The sequence below is a fragment of the Desulfoprunum sp. genome (genome assembly GCF_053613775.1).
Genome location: NZ_JBSHXH010000003.1, coordinates 101,510 through 115,974 on the forward strand (window position 1 = coordinate 101,510; position 14,465 = coordinate 115,974).

The 14,465-nt window shown below is 59.6% G+C and carries 12 protein-coding genes and 1 pseudogene; all 13 read left to right on the plus strand.

Annotation, left to right across the window (positions count from 1 at the left end; genetic code table 11):
- Positions 1-76 precede the first annotated feature (76 nt).
- The 13 genes and pseudogenes from ACWGKN_RS02970 (at position 77) to ACWGKN_RS03030 (ending at position 14,443) form a co-directional block, all read left to right on the plus strand.
- Positions 77-562 carry a chemotaxis protein CheW gene (locus tag ACWGKN_RS02970; RefSeq protein WP_035229401.1) on the plus strand — a complete coding sequence of 162 codons (486 nt, stop codon included), beginning with the start codon at positions 77-79 and terminating at the stop codon, positions 560-562.
- Between the two features lie 4 nt (positions 563-566).
- Positions 567-2,000 carry a CheR family methyltransferase gene (locus tag ACWGKN_RS02975; protein WP_424253296.1) on the plus strand — a complete coding sequence of 478 codons (1,434 nt, stop codon included), beginning with the start codon at positions 567-569 and terminating at the stop codon, positions 1,998-2,000.
- A gap of 4 nt (positions 2,001-2,004) precedes the next feature.
- Positions 2,005-2,604 carry a chemotaxis protein CheW gene (locus ACWGKN_RS02980; protein WP_424253294.1) on the plus strand — a complete coding sequence of 200 codons (600 nt, stop codon included), beginning with the start codon at positions 2,005-2,007 and terminating at the stop codon, positions 2,602-2,604.
- Positions 2,605-2,619: 15 nt separating this feature from the next.
- Positions 2,620-4,488 (plus strand): HAMP domain-containing methyl-accepting chemotaxis protein, encoded by a 1,869-nt coding sequence (locus ACWGKN_RS02985; protein ID WP_424253292.1) that lies wholly within the window; start codon positions 2,620-2,622, stop codon positions 4,486-4,488.
- A gap of 40 nt (positions 4,489-4,528) precedes the next feature.
- Entirely contained in the window at positions 4,529-6,811 is a 2,283-nt protein-coding gene (locus ACWGKN_RS02990; RefSeq protein ID WP_424253290.1) for a hybrid sensor histidine kinase/response regulator, read from the plus strand.
- Positions 6,808-7,887, plus strand: coding sequence for a chemotaxis-specific protein-glutamate methyltransferase CheB (cheB, locus tag ACWGKN_RS02995; protein WP_035229411.1), 1,080 nt, complete (start codon positions 6,808-6,810; stop codon positions 7,885-7,887). Before ACWGKN_RS02990 ends, cheB begins: the two co-directional genes overlap by 4 nt.
- Positions 7,884-9,062 (plus strand): response regulator, encoded by a 1,179-nt coding sequence (locus ACWGKN_RS03000; protein WP_424253287.1) that lies wholly within the window; start codon positions 7,884-7,886, stop codon positions 9,060-9,062. Before cheB ends, ACWGKN_RS03000 begins: the two co-directional genes overlap by 4 nt.
- Before the next feature lie 339 nt (positions 9,063-9,401).
- A complete protein-coding gene (locus tag ACWGKN_RS03005; protein WP_052159930.1) occupies positions 9,402-10,739 on the plus strand; it encodes a TonB-dependent receptor plug domain-containing protein in 1,338 nt (445 codons plus the stop codon).
- Complete coding sequence (locus ACWGKN_RS03010) at positions 10,736-10,870, plus strand: hypothetical protein (protein WP_424253285.1); 135 nt, start codon at positions 10,736-10,738, stop codon at positions 10,868-10,870. Before ACWGKN_RS03005 ends, ACWGKN_RS03010 begins: the two co-directional genes overlap by 4 nt.
- Before the next feature lie 18 nt (positions 10,871-10,888).
- Positions 10,889-11,455, plus strand: a pseudogene (locus ACWGKN_RS03015) (TonB-dependent receptor domain-containing protein); the annotation flags it as partial.
- A 15-nt stretch (positions 11,456-11,470) separates the two neighbouring features.
- On the plus strand, positions 11,471-12,010 hold the full coding sequence (locus ACWGKN_RS03020) for a YfiR family protein (protein WP_035229413.1): 540 nt from the start codon (positions 11,471-11,473) through the stop codon (positions 12,008-12,010).
- A 10-nt stretch (positions 12,011-12,020) separates the two neighbouring features.
- Positions 12,021-12,968 (plus strand): CHASE sensor domain-containing protein, encoded by a 948-nt coding sequence (locus ACWGKN_RS03025; protein ID WP_052159932.1) that lies wholly within the window; start codon positions 12,021-12,023, stop codon positions 12,966-12,968.
- Entirely contained in the window at positions 12,944-14,443 is a 1,500-nt protein-coding gene (locus tag ACWGKN_RS03030) for an ATP-binding protein (protein WP_452094660.1), read from the plus strand. Before ACWGKN_RS03025 ends, ACWGKN_RS03030 begins: the two co-directional genes overlap by 25 nt.
- Positions 14,444-14,465: the final 22 nt, after the last annotated feature.

Consider the following 14,465-nt stretch of genomic DNA (forward strand, 5'->3'; position numbering starts at 1 on the left):
GAGATCGAATGACGTTGGCAGCAACACGGGCTTCGACGTATCCCTGGTCGGGAGGATGAGAGATGAGAGGGTCGGCATGAGCGGAGTGGAAAGGCTGCTGGTGTTCGCACTGGCCGGTTTGCATTGTGCGCTGGAGATATCGAAAATTGACCGGATTGTGCCTGCCGTGGAAATCAGTCCCGTGCCGCAGGCCCCGGAGATCGTCCTGGGCCTGGTAAACGTGCAGGGGCGGATTCTGCCGGTGTTGAATATCCGCCGGTTGTTCCGTTTGCCTGCGATCGAGACGGCGCCTGCCGATCGGATGGTCATCGCCCGCACGGCGAACCGCCCGGTCGTCATGGTCGTTGATGATGTCCTCGGGGTGAAGGAATTCAGCAGGGAGGACATTGTCCCGCCGGATCAGGTCTATCCCGGCATTGAATATCTCGATGGAATAACCGGGATAGGGGAAGGGATTATCTATATTTACGATCTCGATAGTTTCCTCTCATCGGAGGAGGATGCCGAGATAGAGCAACTGCTGGCAGCAGGGATGCCGATGCCGGACGCCCGGGAAGCATAAGCGTGTGCGCGGCCTGAGCTCTCACACAACCGGTGCGGCAGGATCGCGGTCCGCTCTGCTGGCTCAACTCAGCGGCTTTGTTGAAACCTGCCTGGGACTGCATTTCCCCCCCGAGCGCCTGGGTGATCTGGAAAGGGGGGTCGGCTCCGCCGCCGGAGAATTCGGCTTCAGTACGATCGATTCATGTATCGAGTGGCTGCTTGCCACGGCCCTGTCGCGTCGCCAGATCGAAACCCTGGCCAGCCACCTCACCGTCGGCGAGACCTATTTTTTCCGCGATCGCCGGGTCTTCGACATCCTCGAAACCCAGGTGCTGCCCGCCATCATCGAGTCCCGCCGGGGCCGGGACCAGCATCTCCGGATCTGGAGCGCCGCCTGCTCCTCCGGTGAAGAGCCGTATTCGCTGGCAATCCTCCTGACCAGGATGATTCCCGACCTGAAGGACTGGAAAATTTCCATCCTGGCCACGGATATCTCCCCTTTATCCCTGAAAAAGGCGGACGAAGGGATATATGGCGAGTGGTCCTTCCGCGATACGCCGCGGTGGGTCAAGGAGGGCTGTTTCAAACAACGGGCAGACAAATTTGAGATCAACCCTCGCATCAAGCGGATGGTCACTTTTTCCTGCCTCAATCTCGCCGAAGATCCCTATCCGGCGATCATCAACGCCACCAATGCGATGGATATCATCTTCTGTCGCAACGTCTTGATCTATTTCTCGCGCGACCGAGCCGATGCGGTGATCCGCAACCTCTCCCGCTGCCTGGTCGACGGCGGCTGGCTGGTGGTCAGCCCGGTCGAGGTCCCCGGCACCGTCGCGCCGCCTCTCCTCCATCCGGTCCGTTTTCCGGGGGCCGTGCTCTACCGCAAAGGAGCGATGACGGAAGACGTCATCCCGCGACCGGCGACCCTGCCGGCGATGGCCGTGGCGAGACCGAAACCGGCGGCCCTGGGCGGCAGCGGGAAGGCTCCCGGAACTGCCCGACCGGTCCGGCCGAAAAAGAAGCCGCAGGTCCCGGTCACGGCCGCCGGCGATGGCGGCCCATCGCCGCAGCAGGCGAGACGGTTGGCCGACCAGGGCAGGCTGGCGGAGGCGCTGGCGGTATGCGAGGCGGTAATACCGGCCGACAAACTCAATCCGGCGTTGTACTATCTCCAGGCGACCATTCTGCAGGAGATGGGGAGGACGGGCGAGGCCGTGGTGGTGCTGCAGCGGGCGCTGTATATCGATCAGGAGTTTGCGATCGCCCATTTCGCCCTGGGCCATCTGCTGCAGGGCCAGGGCCGGCACCGGGAAGCGGGCAAGCACCTGGCCAAGGCATGTTCGCTGCTGCAGGGGTTGGGCCACGACGAGGTGCCGCCGGAGGCCGAAGGTATGAGTGCCGGCAGATTGATCGAACTGATCCAGGCGATGCAGGGTCTTGAAGGTCGGGGGTGAATGAATGGGTACGGGGAGGTTTGACTGGGACGAGATCCATCGCAAGATCGATGCGGTGGGGGTGGCGATCGATAGCGGGTATGCGCCGTCTCCGGAGGAGAGGCGGCGGATCCTGCAGCGAAGGGCCGCGCAGTTGGCGCACGAGGAGGAAAAGGAGGCGGTGGCCGACACCCTCGAGGTCGTCGAATTCCTGCTGGCGCACGAGCATTACGGCATCGAATCGCACCACATCCGCGAGGTTTATCCGCTCCACGACTACACCCCTCTGCCCGGGGTTCCGGCCTTTGTCCTCGGCCTGATCAATGTGCGGGGGCGGATCCTTTCGGTCGTCGACCTCAAGAAGTTCTTTGATTTGCCCGAGAAGGGGGTTAGTGATCTCAACAAGGTCATCATCATCGGCAACGAGACGATGGAGTTCGGCATCCTGGCCGATGCGATCCTCGGGGTGCGGGCCATCGCGGTCAGCGCCATCGGCCCTCCCCTGCCCACGCTCACCGGCATCCAAGAGGAATTCCTGCACGGAGTGACCGTGGAGCGGCTGGTAATCCTTGATGCGGCCCGGATACTGGCCGACGGAAAAATTATGGTCCACCAGGATATATGAGTACAGGGAGAAGATATGAAATGGTTTGTTGATCTGGCGACGCGCACAAAACTTTTTCTCAGTTTCGGCCTGATGATCGTGTTCATGCTGGTGGTGATCACCGCGGCCTACCTCGGCTTGACCGCGGTCCATCGGTCGCAGGAGAGCCTGTTTCATGACGATTTTCTGCCCTCGATCGAATTGCTCAAGTTGCGGTCGTCGCAGAATCGGGCCCATGCCCAGCTCCTCGAGATGATGATGACCCGGGACAAGGCCCGGCAGCAGGAACTCGAACGGGATATCGTCACCAGGACCAGGGAGGTGGAGGAGGGGCTCAAGCTGGTCGCGACATCGTTGCAGGGCCGCCCTCGGGAATCGCAGCAATTTGATGAGCTGGTCACCGCCCTGGCGGAGTACCGGAGGGTGAGGGACCAGCAGATCGCCCTGATCTATGAAGAAAAGTCGATCGAAGCGCAAAATCTCGACACCACGGTGCAGGACAAAATGTACAACCTGGTGCGGACGATCGCCGTCGAACTGGGAAACAGCGCCATCGTCAAGGCCAAGGAGCGTGTCGCCGCGGAGAACGCCCGGGCGAAGCGGTTGTCACGGACCTTTATCGGCATCAGCATCCTCGTCTTCGTCCTCAGTTTGGTTATCGCCCTCTATCTGAGCCGAATCATCGCCAACCCGCTGCGGGAGATCACGACTGCGGCCCAACGGATCGCCTCGGGGGATCTCGAGGTGGCGATCCGGGGCAACGACCGGCAGGACGAGGTGGGGAGCCTGACCCAGGCGTTCGCGACGATGGTCCGGTATCTGCAGGAGATGGCCGCCATATCCCGTCAGATCGCCGGAGGTGACCTGACGGTGGCGGTCAGGCCCGTTTCGGACCGGGATGTGCTGGGAAACGCCTTCGCCGATATGACCGGGTATCTCCAGGAGATGGCGGCCGTGTCCAAACAGGTCTCGGAAGGCGATCTGACCGTGGTCGTTACCCCCGTTTCGGACAAGGACATCCTGAGGAACGCCTTTGCCAGCATGTTGGACAATTTCCGGCGGATCAATGAGGATGTCTGCGACGGTGTCAACGTCCTGGCATCGTCGGCGAGCGAGATCCTGACATCGACGACCCAGATCGCAGCGGGGATGTCCGAGACGGCGGCATCGGTAACCGAAACGACGGCGACGGTGGAACAAATCAAGCAGACGGCGCTGTTGTCCTCGAAGAAATCGCGGGGGGTTTCGGAAAACGCGCAGAAATCGGTGCATGTTGCCGAACAGGGGTACTCGACGGTATCGGAGACGATGGACGGCATCAACCATATCAAGGAGTTGATGGAGACCGTTGCCGAGAGCGTCGTCATGCTGAGCGAGCAGATCCAGGCCATCGGCGAGATCATCACCGTCGTCACCGACCTGGCGCAGCAGTCCAATCTCCTGGCGGTGAACGCGGCGATCGAGGCCTCGAAGGCCGGCGAACACGGCAAGGGTTTCGCGGTGGTGGCCCAGGAGATCAAGAGCCTGGCGGATCAATCGAAACAGGCGACGGAACAGGTGCGGAAAATTCTCGGGGATATCCAGAAGGCGACCGGGAAATCGGTGCTGGCCGCGGAGCAGGTAAGCAAGGCGGTGGAAGGAGGGGTGAAGCAGACGGCCGAGTCCGGGGAATCGATCCGGAAGCTGGCGGAGAGCATCAGCGAGGCCGCCCAGGCGGCGGAGCAGATTGCCGTATCCAGTCAGCAGCAGTTGGCCGGCATGGAACAGGTGGCAATAGCGATGGAGAATATCAAACAGGCAACCCAGCAGAATGTGCTGGGGACCAAACAGGCCGAACAGGCCGCGCATTCCTTGAACGAAATCGGACAGAAACTCAAGGAGATGGTGTCGCGCTTCAAGATATGAGCGATACTGGGCGGGGAATGCGGAGGGAGTGAGGTCTGCCATGGTCACCAGGGATGCTGAATTTTTAGAAAGATTGCTCGCCATGTTCAAGGTGGAGGCCCGGGAGCATCTCGGTGTGATTTCAGCCGAACTCACAAAGATGGAGAAAGGCGTTGCGGATAATCCGCCCGAATCCATCGAGATCATGTACCGGGAGGTTCATAGCCTCAAGGGCGCCGCCCGATCGGTGAACCTGGCTGATATCGTTTCTCTCTGCCAGGCCGTGGAAAGTGTTTTTTCGGCGCTGAAAAACGGCCGCATGTCGCTGTCGCCGCAGGCCAGCGACCTGCTCCTTCAAACGGTCGATTTCTGTTTCCGGCTGGTCGATGGCGGAAAGTCGCCGGCGACCGAGAGAACGGTTATCAACGACCTCATCCATCGGCTAGACGGCCTGATACCCGGGCAGGAACCTGCAGCATCCGCGGTAGCGGATAAGCGCGTAGCGGTCGATTCGGCAGACCCGCCAATTGCGGAGACGGAGAGGGTGGATCCCCGCAACCAGACGATCGCTCCGGATGTCGCCGAACCGCCGGATCAGGGGGCCGTCAGCGGGCCGGCGGCATCTGTGACGGAGACGGTCAGGATCTCCACCGCCGCGCTCGACGCCCTCCTGCTCCAGGCGGAAGAGATGATCGCGGTCAAGATCGCCACCACGCAGCGTATGGGGGAATTGCGGGATCTGAAACATCGGTTCGACTCATGGAAAAAAGAGCGGCAACGGGACCTTTCCTTCGCGACTCCCCGGACCCGCGCCGGTTCCGGCCAGATATCGACGGAATATTTCATTCCCTCGTTCGGCGCCAGGCTGACGGCGTTGGTCAGGGCTGCTGAAGACGATCATCGGGCCTCCGCCTCCCTGATCGACACGCTGCTGGACGATATGAAAAAGACATTGATGTTGCCGTTTTCGTCAATGTTCGAGATGTTCCCCCGATTGGTGCGCGACCTCGTCCGCACGGCAGGGAAAAAGGCGGAAGTGACGACCGATGGCGGCGATATCGAGGTGGACAGGCGGATTCTGCAGGAGCTCAAGGATCCGCTCGTCCATCTGGTGCGGAACTGTCTGGACCATGGCATTGAATCCCCCGCGGAGCGGGAGAAAAAGAACAAACCGGCCCATGGCACCATCAGGATCGAGGTCGCGTCTCACGATGGCAAGATCGAGATCACGGTGGCCGACGATGGGAGAGGGATTGATATTGCACAAATTGTCTCCGCCGCCGTCAAACAGGCGAAGATCTCGCCGGAAGCGGTAGCTGCCCTCGACGATCGGGAGGCGCTGCAGCTGATGTTCCAGTCGGGTGTGACGACCAGCCCCCTCATCACCGATCTGTCCGGCAGGGGACTTGGGCTGGCCATCGTCGGGGAGAAGGTGGAGAAGCTCAACGGCACGGTATCTGTTCATACCAGGAGGGATGAGGGGACGACCTTTCGCCTGGTCGTGCCGCTCACTCTGGCGACGTTTCGAGGCGTCCTCGTCAGGGTGGCGGAACAGCTGTTTGTCCTGCCGGCCACCAATGTCGAGCGGGTGGCGAGATCCAGGTGGGAGGAGGTGCAGACGGTTGAGAACCGCGAAACGCTGGTGGTCGATGGACGGCCGATCGCCATGGTCAGGCTTGGGGATGTGCTCGAACTGAAGGTGGCTGCCGCACGGCAGCCGGTTGACGGCCCGTTCGTGCAGGTAGCGGTGGTCGGTGCGGCCGAGAAGCGCATGGCGTTCATGGTCGACGAGATCCTGGGCGAACAGGAGGTGCTGGTGAAACCGCTCGGCCGGCAGCTCCCCCGGGTCCGTAATATCATGGGGGCGACCGTCATCGGCAACGGCAGGGTGGTACCGCTCCTCAATGTCCCGGACCTGCTGAAGACCGCGGTGAAAAAGGTGCCGTCGATTATTGCGGGGTCTGCGGAAGCACCGGTGCAAAGCAGCTCCGTCCTGGTGGTGGAGGATTCGATCACGGCTAGAATGTTGATGAAAAACATCATTGAATCAGCCGGATATGAGGTACAGGCGGTGGTCGACGGGGTCGAGGCGATCGCCGCCTTGAGAAGCCGGGAGTTCGATATCGTGGTGTCCGATGTCGAAATGCCGAGGATGGACGGGTTCGACCTGACCGCCAGGATCCGTTCGGATAAGAAACTCGCCGATCTGCCGGTGGTGCTGGTGACGGCGCTTGAGTCCCGCGAGGACCGGGAGCGGGGGATAGATGTCGGGGCCAGCGCCTACATCGTCAAGAGCAGTTTTGATCAGAGCAACCTGCTGGAAGTCATCGGGAGACTGGTATGATCAGGGTCCTTGTTGTCGACGATTCCCCCGTTGCCCGGGAACTGTTGATGCACATCCTGAATGCCGATCCCGGCATCGAGGTCATCGGCTCGGCCGTCAACGGCGGGGAGGCGGTGGAGTTCGTGGCCCGTGACAGGCCGGATCTCATCACCATGGATATCCATATGCCGGTGATGGATGGGTTCGAGGCGTCGCGGATCATCATGGAAACCCAACCCGTTCCCATCGTCATCGTCACCGCCAGCTACGATATGCGGGAGTTGGAAACCTCGTTCCGGGCAATCGAGACCGGGGCCCTCACCGTTCTGCAGAAGCCGCAGGGCATCGGCCACCCCGACCACGAGCGGAATGCCAGAAGTCTGATCGCGACCGTCAAACTGATGTCGGAGATCAAGGTGGTCCGGCGTTGGGTCCGAACCGCCGAACGGCGGCGGCCACAGCCGGCGCCCGAGGTGGACCCCATCTGCCGCCCTTTCGCGGTGAAGGTCGTGGCGATCGGGGCGTCGACCGGTGGCCCTCCGGTGATCGAAAAGTTGCTGGCGTCCCTGCCGAAGGATTTTCCCTCTCCCATCGTGATCGTCCAGCACATGGCCGAGGGGTTTATCCGCGGCTTTGTCGAGTGGTTGGGCCAGACATCTTCCCTGCCGGTGCATGTGCCGTTCCATGGCAGCATGACCCGTCCCGGCCATGTCTATGTCGCCCCGGACGGTGCCCAGATGAAAATGGATGCGGGCGGCAGGATCTGCTGCACGCACGACGCCCCGGAAAACGGCCTCCGTCCCTCCGTCTCCTATCTTTTCCGGTCGGTGGCGGAGACTTTCGGCAGGAATGGGGTCGGGGTGCTGCTGACCGGGATGGGGAGGGATGGCTCGGCGGAACTGAGGCTGATGAAGGACCGAGGGGCCGTCACCATCGCCCAGGACGAGCAGAGTTCGGCAGTGTACGGCATGCCGGGGGAAGCGGTTAAGCTCGAAGCGGCGCGCTATGTATTGCCCGCGGACCGGATAGCCGGGGTACTGACGAATATTGTCATGCCCGGGATCAATAATGAAAACAGGGGCGGCGATAGTGTATGAATACGACGGCGGCAGGAAATCATCTGGACATTCTGATTGTCGAGGACAGCCGGACGCAGGCCGAACATCTGCGCTATATCCTGGAAAAAAAGGACTTTCAGGTCTCGCTGGCGGCTAATGGCGAAGAGGCCCTGCACTTTCTGGAGAACCGCCTGCCGGATATTGTCGTCACCGATATCGTGATGCCCGAGATGGACGGCTATGAACTCTGCCGCCGGATCAGGGCCGACCAGCGGTTGAAGGATCTGCCGGTCATCCTGGTCACCGCGTTGTCGGAACCGACCGACGTCATCAATGGTCTCGAGGCCGGAGCCAACAACTTCATCACCAAGCCCTACGACGAGAAGTTTATCATTTCCCGGATCGAATACCTCATCGCCAACCGGCAACTGCGCGAGACCGCGAAAACGGCAACGGGATCGGAGGAGGTCTTCTTCTCCGGCCATACCTATCGGATCAGCGCCGAACGTCTGCAGATCCTCGATCTCCTGCTCTCGACCTATGAAAATGCCTATCATCAGAACCAGGAACTGCTCGTCACCCAGACAAAACTGCGGGAGTCGAATGAGCGGCTGGAAGAAGAAAAGGCGAAGACCGAGTCGATCATCGCCGCAATCGGCGACGGCATCGGCATTCATGGTCGAGACCTGACGATCCTCTATCAGAACCAGATACATATTTCGTATTTCGGTGACCACCGGGGAGAGAAATGCTACCAGGCGTATGGGGACACCGCCGCCCCCTGTATTCACTGCCCGGTCTTGACCTCCTTCAACGATGGCCGGATTCACAGCCATGAAATGGTCAAACCCGCCGCCGGCGGCAGCTCCTGTTTCGAGATCACCGCATCGCCATTGCGGGATGCGACGGGGGGCATCATCGCCGGCATCACGGTGGCCCGCAATATCGATCGCCGGAAAAGGCTGGAACGGGAGCGGGAGAAGCTTATCGAGGAACTCCAGGAAGCGTTGGCCAACATCAAGACGCTGAGTGGGCTGTTGCCGATCTGCGCCTCGTGCAAGAAGATCCGGGACGACAAGGGCTACTGGAACCAGATCGAAACGTATATCAAGAACCACTCCGATGCGACCTTTACGCATGGAATATGTCCTGATTGTATGGAAAAACTGTACCCTGATGTGTATGAAATAATGCAGGCGAAAAATAAAGACTGACGTTTCCGGTACCATCCCGTCCCCAGGCCATGATGAAAACGCATCCTCTCTGGTGAACCGATCCCAATTACCGGTCACGGCCTGCTCCCTGTCTTCCTGCCGGAACGATATCTGCCGGAATGTTGCTCAGGCGCCCTGGCATCGCATGATTATCAGGATGATGTCGTCCGCCTGCGGCGCAATATCCGGTGATATCCTCAATTCATCGGCTGGTGGCCGGGAATTCTCCTGATACTGACAATGGGCGTTTGACAGTCAGGCGATACGTACGTTAGTAGCCGATTGGCTGGAAATATTTAATGTATTCAAGTTTTCCGATGCCATTTTGGGTTTCCTGCAATGAATCGCACCTTCGCGTTTTCCGGTAATTCAATCCGGAACCATATACTCATACTTTCCGCCCAGGCCGTGCTGGCGCTGCAGGTTATCAACCCCGCGCCGTCGACCGCTGCCGACGGGGACAACAGGTATCTGGACATGGGTCTGGCCCAGCTGATGCAGATTACCGTGACCTCGGTAGCGAAAAAACCGCAGACCCTCGCCGATACCGCGGCGGCGGTATTCGTGATCAGCCAGGAGGATATCCGCCGCTCCGGGGTTACTTCGATTCCCGAGGCCCTGGCCATGGCCCCGGGGCTCCAGGTGGCAAGGATCAGCGCCAGCAAGTGGTCGATCGCCGCCCGTGGCTTTGGCGGCTACACCTCCAATAAGCTGCTGGTGCTGATCGACGGCCGCTCGGTTTACATCCCGGCCTACAGCGGCACGTTCTGGGATATGCAGAACACCATGCTCGAGGATATCGACCGGATCGAGGTGATCCGGGGACCAGGCGGCACCCTGTGGGGGGCCAATGCGGTGAACGGCGTTATCAACATCATCACCAGAAAAAGTCAGGAGACCCTGGGGTCCTTGGTCCGGACCGGTTTCGGCAATGAAGAGAAGGTGACGGCCGGAGCCCGCTACGGCGGCACCATCGGTGAATCCGCCTTCGGCCGGCTCTATGTCACCGGCAATGACCGGGGAAGCAACGTCCTGGCCGGCAGCGGCGAGGACGCCTATGACAGCTGGGACACCCTCCAGGCCGGGTTCCGGACCGACGGTATCGTCGGCTCGCAGAACGAGTGGACTTTTCAGGGAGACGTGTTCGATAACGACGGCGACCAGATCGTATCCCCCTTCTGGCTTGACGGCCCACCCTACCTCACCATCGATCACGGCGATTATACCGCCAGCGGCGGCAATCTCACCGGCAGTTGGCGGCACCGGTTCGATGGCGGCGATGTGCCGACCTTCAAGTCCTATTTCGATGAGAACAACCGGACCGAGTCCTATTATGCACAGGATTTCACTACCCTCGATTTTGATCTGCAGTTCGAGACCGCGGTCGGCGACAGGAACAACCTGACCCTGGGCACTGGATTCCGCCATGTCGACGGCGAATTCGAACGAACCTTTCAGGTGTGGATACCGGACCAGAGCAGCGAACTGTACAGTGCCTTCCTGCAGGACGAAATCAATCTCCTTCGCGACCGTCTGTGGCTGACCGTCGGCAGCAAGTTCGAGCATAACGACTTCACCGGCGATGAATGGCAGCCCAGCGCCCGGATGCTGTGGAAACCCGGGGTGGATCATTCAGTGTGGGCCGCCTCGGCCGCGCCGTCCGCACGCCGACGATGATCGAAAGGACCGGTTCCGTCCTGGTCGCCGCCTTCCCGACGTCATCCGGCACGGGAACGGCATCGCTGGTGAGCAACCCCGAATTTGACTCGGAAGTCCTCATTGCCTATGAAACGGGGTATCGCTGGTAGGTCGACAGCAATTTCTCCGTCGATGCGGCGATCTACTATAATGACTACGATGAAATATACACCACCGTGCCGACCGGCAATCCTTACAGCTATGATCAAATGTTCGATAACGTTGTCGAGGGCACGGGGAAGGGCGTCGAGCTTTCGGTCAACTGGCAAGTCAATTCGTGGCTGTCGCTGATCGGCACCTACACCTGGCAGGAACTCGACTTGTCGGAAACCCCGGATTACCAGGGGCAGCAGTCCACTCCGAATATATCCTCGATCAATCATCCCAGCCATCAGGCCTCGCTCCGTTCGGCGATCGACCTTGCCGAGGATTGGCAGCTGAACGGCTGGCTGCGGTATGTGGATGAGGTACTCGCCCGCAGCAGCGAAGATTTTTATGCCAGGAGAATGATCCCGGTGCCGTCCTATTTCCTCTTCGATGCCAATCTGGTGTGGAAACCGCGTAAAAATCTGGAGATCATGCCGGACGGCCGGAATCTATTGAACAGCAGCCAGCTGGAATACATCGCCGAACTGATCACCCCGGCCACCGAAATTGAGCGAAGTGTCTATTGCAAGGTGACGTGGAACCTTTAACCGGACAGAATAACGGTGCTCCTCAACAAGAGACGAAATCTTCTGCTCTTTCTGCTGATTCTGGCCGGCAGCGCCGGACTCCTTCGGGCTGAACCTCCAAACCAGGAATATCAGCTCAAGGCGGCCTTTCTGGTGAACTTCGCCCGATTCATCATCTGGCCCGACCGGTCTTTTCCGCCGGAAAGGCCGGAGTTCACCTTCCGTGTCTTTGGAGACAACCCTTTCGGCATGGCCCTGGATGGAGTAGAAACGAAAAAGATCGGCGGACGCGATAGCCGGGTGGTGTTCATAGATTCCATCGATCACATCGAGCAATGTCATCTTCTTTATGTCAGCAGGTCCGAAACACCGAATCTTCGCCGTCTGATGCCGGCCTTCAGCCGGGGAGCGGTGGTCACAGTCAGCGACATCCCCGGCTTTGCCGACATGAAAGGGGCGATAGAGTTTGTCCAGAAGCAGGAGCGTCTCACCTTCATCATCAATAATACCATCCTGAAGCAGCAGGGGATACGGGCCAATTCATCTCTGCTCGACCTGGCCGCATCCATCCGATGAGGCGAATGGCATGAACCACCGGTTTTCCTCGCTTCCCATCCGCTTCAAGCTGTACTTCATCGTCCTGCTGGCATCCGCCCTTGCAGTGACCCTGGCGACTTCTGCCTCGTGTGTCATCCAGCGGCATTTTATCCACAAGCAGCTTCGTGATGAACTCCAGACCTTGGCCGACGTCATCACCGAAAACAGCCGAGCCGGAGTGGTATTTGAGGACACAAACGCGCTGCAGACCATCCTGCATTCACTGGTTGCCAAGGAGGCGGTTACCGTAGGGCGCATATACGGCAGAAACGACATGCTGTATGCGGAATACCGACGGGCGGGAATAACCGATACCTTCGGTAAACACAAAATAGCCGATCTCCCCTTCTCAGGGCTGCAATTTCATTCGGATCACGCCGAACTCAGTCAACCCATAATCCTCGATAATGAACGGATCGGGCGGTTGTCGATCGAGATCGATCTGATGGAAATGAACAATAAAATCATAACGATAGCGCTAATAATGGGTGGCGTTCTGCTGTTTGGCCTGCTTCTGGCGATGGCCCTGTCCTCCCGTTTGCTGCCGATCATCGTTGAGCCGATCAGGATTCTCTCCGAAGTAACGCAGAAGATATCTCTGGAGCGCAATTATCACGTCCGAGCCCGGGTGGAAGGCGATGACGAATTGGCGATGCTCGCCTCCGGATTCAACGTCATGATCGATCAGATCGAGAAGCGCGATGCCTATCTCGAGGAGCAGGTCGAGAACCGCACCAGGGAACTCGAGGCGCGGACCATCGATCTGCAGGATGCCAAGGAGAAGGCTGAAGCGGCCAACCGGGCGAAGAGTCAATTCCTCGCCAACATGAGCCATGAGATCCGCACCCCGATGAATGCGATTATCGGCATGACCCATCTCGTCTGGCCATGGAATCCCGGGATCAGGAACAGGTGCATCGTTTCCTTGGGACAGTAAAGATCTCGGCTGAAAGCCTGCTCGGTATTCTCAATGATATTCTCGATTTCTCCAAGATCGAGGCCAGTCAGCTGCAGATCGACAACCGACATTTCAATCTCCCCGAACTCCTTCAGAAAATCGTCTCCATTATGAGCGTGCCGGCGGCGGAAAAGGGGCTCGACCTTCAGGTGGTCATAGATCCGGATCTGCCGGTTGAATTCAGCGGCGACGACCTCCGTATCTACCAGATCCTCCTCAATCTGGTCGGCAATGCAATCAAGTTCACTTTCCGGGGGACGGTGATCATCGATGTCAGGCCGGTGAGTGAGCAGAGAGAGGACGACATGCTCGCCCTGCATTTCAGCGTCGCCGATACCGGTATCGGCATCGTTGCTGAGAAACTGCGGCAGATATTCAACAGTTTTGAACAGGTGGACAGCTCCTATACGAGACAGTACGGCGGAACCGGTCTGGGACTGTCGATCTGCCGGCAACTGACTCATCTGATGGGGGGCGGCATGTGGGTGGACAGCGTCCCCGATTCCGGCAGCACCTTTCACTTTATCCTCCACCTTCAGCCCTGTTCCACCGCCCCGTCCCAATCCTGTGCCGCCGCCGGCGGCACTTCCGGTATCGAGGTGCGAAACCTCCGCATTCTGGTTGTCGACGACAATGAGGTGAATCGTGATCTGGCCCGGATGCTGCTGGCCGGGGACCATCATGTCGACACCGCCGGCAACGGGATCGAAGCGCTGCAGACCCTGTGCCGGGCCGAATTTGATGTCATCATGATGGACGTGCAGATGCCGTTGATGGATGGTCTGACCACAACGGCAATAATCCGTGATCTGGAGGAGGGCCGACCGGCGAGCGAGGATCTGCCCGAGGAACTTGTCGCGGAACTCGGCGCGAAGCTGGCCTCAGGGCATATTCCGATTGTCGCGATGACCGCCCATGCCATGGCAGGGGACCGGGAGATGCGCCTTGACGCCGGCATGGACGGCTATATGACCAAGCCGTTTCAACTTGCGCAACTCAACCAGGTGTTCGCAGCGCTGGCGGCCAAGGACCCTGCCTTCGGCGATGGCATGAGCGATGGGCGGACGGAGGGGCTGGCTCCCTGCCCGGTATCTGAGGTCGATCAGGAAATTTCGCCGGAACAGGTGGCGGCCTTTTTTCGGGCCGGTACCAATCTGACGATGGAGCAGAGTCAGCGCCTGCTCGCCACCGTCCGCATGAGTATCACCGGTAATCTGGCAAAGGCGGAAGAGGCGTTGCGGGACAGGGACTATCCGGCCCTCGGCGTTGCGGCGCATACCCTCAAGGGCACATTGCTGCAGTGCGGCATCAACAGCCTGGCGAATCTGGCCGATGATATGTATTGCGGTATCAGGGCAGGCGAACAGGCCGACTGCGGGAGGCTGCTGGCAGCCTTGCGGAACAGGCTGGGCGGATTGCTTGACGAGGGCGGAGATGGTATACAGACGAGGTAGCCTGGTTGTCGGGACTCATGAG